Genomic DNA, 2331 nt, shown 5'->3' on the forward strand with positions numbered 1-2331 from the left:
GACGCCGTCAATGCCGAGTCAACTCTCCCCCGGAATTTCGGTGAGTGATTCCTGGTGGGTCAACGGACGCATGCGATCCGTATCGGCGCTGACTCTCGTCGAGGCCGACCCGGCGGCGCGCAAACTGCCAGCGCTCCCCGAATCGATTGCGCGAGTGTTGGCCGCCTGCGGCAAGGTGAAGAAGACGATCCAGGCGCCGCTCGCCATGGGTCCCGCTGCTCAGCGCCCTTCAATTGATACCGTGTCACCGGAAAAGGCGGCAGCGATTCGCGCTGTCGTGCAGGACCACAGGGCCAGGACGAACGAGATTCTCGATCGTGCAAATCTGCCGCACGACCTGCCACCCAATCAGGAAGCACTCGCCCTTGGCGTTACTTCGGGGCCGAAGAAGCCTGGGCTGGTACGCGCCTTCACTCCGATGGGCTACGACTGCCGCAGTGATTCCGCCGGGAGTTTCACGCTGCGTCGTCGCACGCCGGGAAATCTGACCGCTGAGATCCACCTCGACGTCGGCACGTGGAGCAACAACGTCATGGCATTTTTTCGCGTGCAGGGTTTGATCGAAGGCATAGTATTCAAAGGTTCGATGATCCTGCCGGTTAGCCGCCGCGCGGTGTTAGGCGGTCAATACCCGATCGGTGGCCCCGAGAGGTGGCAGCAAATTGTCGACAATCTCGCCGCTCTCGTCGCTGAACTGGACCGCACGTTCGTCCCCGCAATCGAAGCGATATCCGGCCCGTCACCGGATTGGTACAAACCGGAAACCGATCGCACCGGCTGATATTCATTTCTCGGCGCCCGGCGTTGGCGTAGTAACGAACGCAATTGAACCGGTCAGACCGCCGACCATAGTCACCGCGAACCATAACAGTCCAAGCGCGATCGCGTCTTCTTTTCGCATCCCCGCCATGCCGAACAGCAACAGGTTGGCCGTTTCGCGAATCCCCAGACCGTTCAATGTGAGCGGCAGGCTCGCGAACACGTTCGCGATCGGGACGCAAAGAATGAACAGCGAAAGCGGCACTGTGAGTCCGAATCCAGCCGCCAGTATGTACTGACCCAGCGCCAGAGTGATCTGCAGTACGATCGACAAAGCGATCGAGGGAACAAGCGCCGCAGGATGATGCAGATACGGCGCGACGATTCCGCCCGCGCGGCGAATCGGCCGCGGCATCAGATGAATCAGGCGCGCGATGAGCGGCGCCGCGAGAAATCCGGCGAACGTCATCGCGCCGACAACGACCGTCGGCGTGACGACCGACGATGGAATCGGCGCGAAGTTCAGGAATACCGCGGCAAACGCCGCCAGCCAGAACAACCCGAGCAATCCTGCGCCGCGATCGGCAACCACCGACGCGATCGCCTCGCCCATCCTGCCGTGGCGCCGTCCGAGATAAACGGATCGAGCCGCATCGCCAGCGATTAATCCAGGCACGAACAGGTTGGTGAACATCCCGACGAACAAATAGGCGAGGAACTCGCTGTAGCGGCCGTGCACTTTCAATAGCGCGGCGAGCAGTTGCCATCGATACGCGCACATCGCCTGCCCGGCCACGTAAAGCAGGACGACCGCGGCGAAATAAACGGGACGTTCGCGGCCGAGGATTCGAAAAATCGGTCGCGCGTCGTAACGCCACAACAAGACGGCGACGACTGCGACTCCCAACCCCGCGCGCATCGCAAACGCGCGATACGGATGCGCCGGCGCGGCTTGCTCAGTTGACGCTGATTGGCTCACGGCGCGAGATTCGTTCACGTCGCATGATTGCGCGCTTCTTTCCTTCGGCCGCGATCAGGTCGAAATCGCCGAACCGCTCCTTCATTCGCGCCAGATCGCCGGCGTCGAGCACGACCACGGTGGGTCCAGGCCGCTCCCACCGCCGAAACATCTGATCGTCATTGTTGATGAACCATTGGCGCGCGTCGGGGTCGAGTTGCGAGCCGAAGTCGAGTTCAGTGCGCCCGCCGAGCAGCACTACGCGCTTGCGATTGTAAAATGCCAGCGACTGAACGTAGCGATGGTAGCAAATGATATCGGCGTCCGGCGCCTTCTCGGAAATCGTGCGGCTGAGCGCGGCGTACGATCGCATCGGCTCGGTCTCCAGCCGTGCCCATCCGCCCGCAATCAACGCCAGCCCGAGCGTGACGACGATCGCCCCGAGTCCCGCGGCCGTGCGGCGCGCAATGAACATCGACATCGTGACCGCGCCGCCCGCCAGCAGGATCGCGCCGATTGCAAGCATCGATTGCCGCGCCGCCATCACGTACGGAGTGCGGAACTGCGGCGCTGCGATCGCCGCGACGATCACGCCCACGCCCAACAACGCAAGC

Annotated in this window: 3 protein-coding genes; 1 reads left to right on the forward strand and 2 read right to left on the reverse strand. The window is 62.6% G+C overall.

The window, feature by feature from the left end:
• Positions 1-781: hypothetical protein (locus VIW95_RS01560; RefSeq protein WP_331583321.1), on the forward strand; the 781-nt coding region annotated here is incomplete at its 5' end.
• Positions 782-784: 3 nt separating this feature from the next.
• Here the strand turns inward: VIW95_RS01560 and VIW95_RS01565 are convergent.
• Both VIW95_RS01565 and VIW95_RS01570 read right to left on the reverse strand, forming a co-directional pair.
• A complete protein-coding gene (locus VIW95_RS01565) occupies positions 785-1756 on the reverse strand; it encodes a lysylphosphatidylglycerol synthase transmembrane domain-containing protein (protein ID WP_331583323.1) in 972 nt (323 codons plus the stop codon).
• On the reverse strand, positions 1716-2331 hold a 616-nt coding region (locus VIW95_RS01570; protein ID WP_331583325.1), incomplete at its 5' end, for a hypothetical protein. The genes VIW95_RS01570 and VIW95_RS01565, both read right to left, overlap by 41 nt.

Source organism: Binatus sp. (SeqCode) (genome assembly GCF_036522015.1).
GTDB lineage: Bacteria > Desulfobacterota > Binatia > Binatales > Binataceae > Binatus.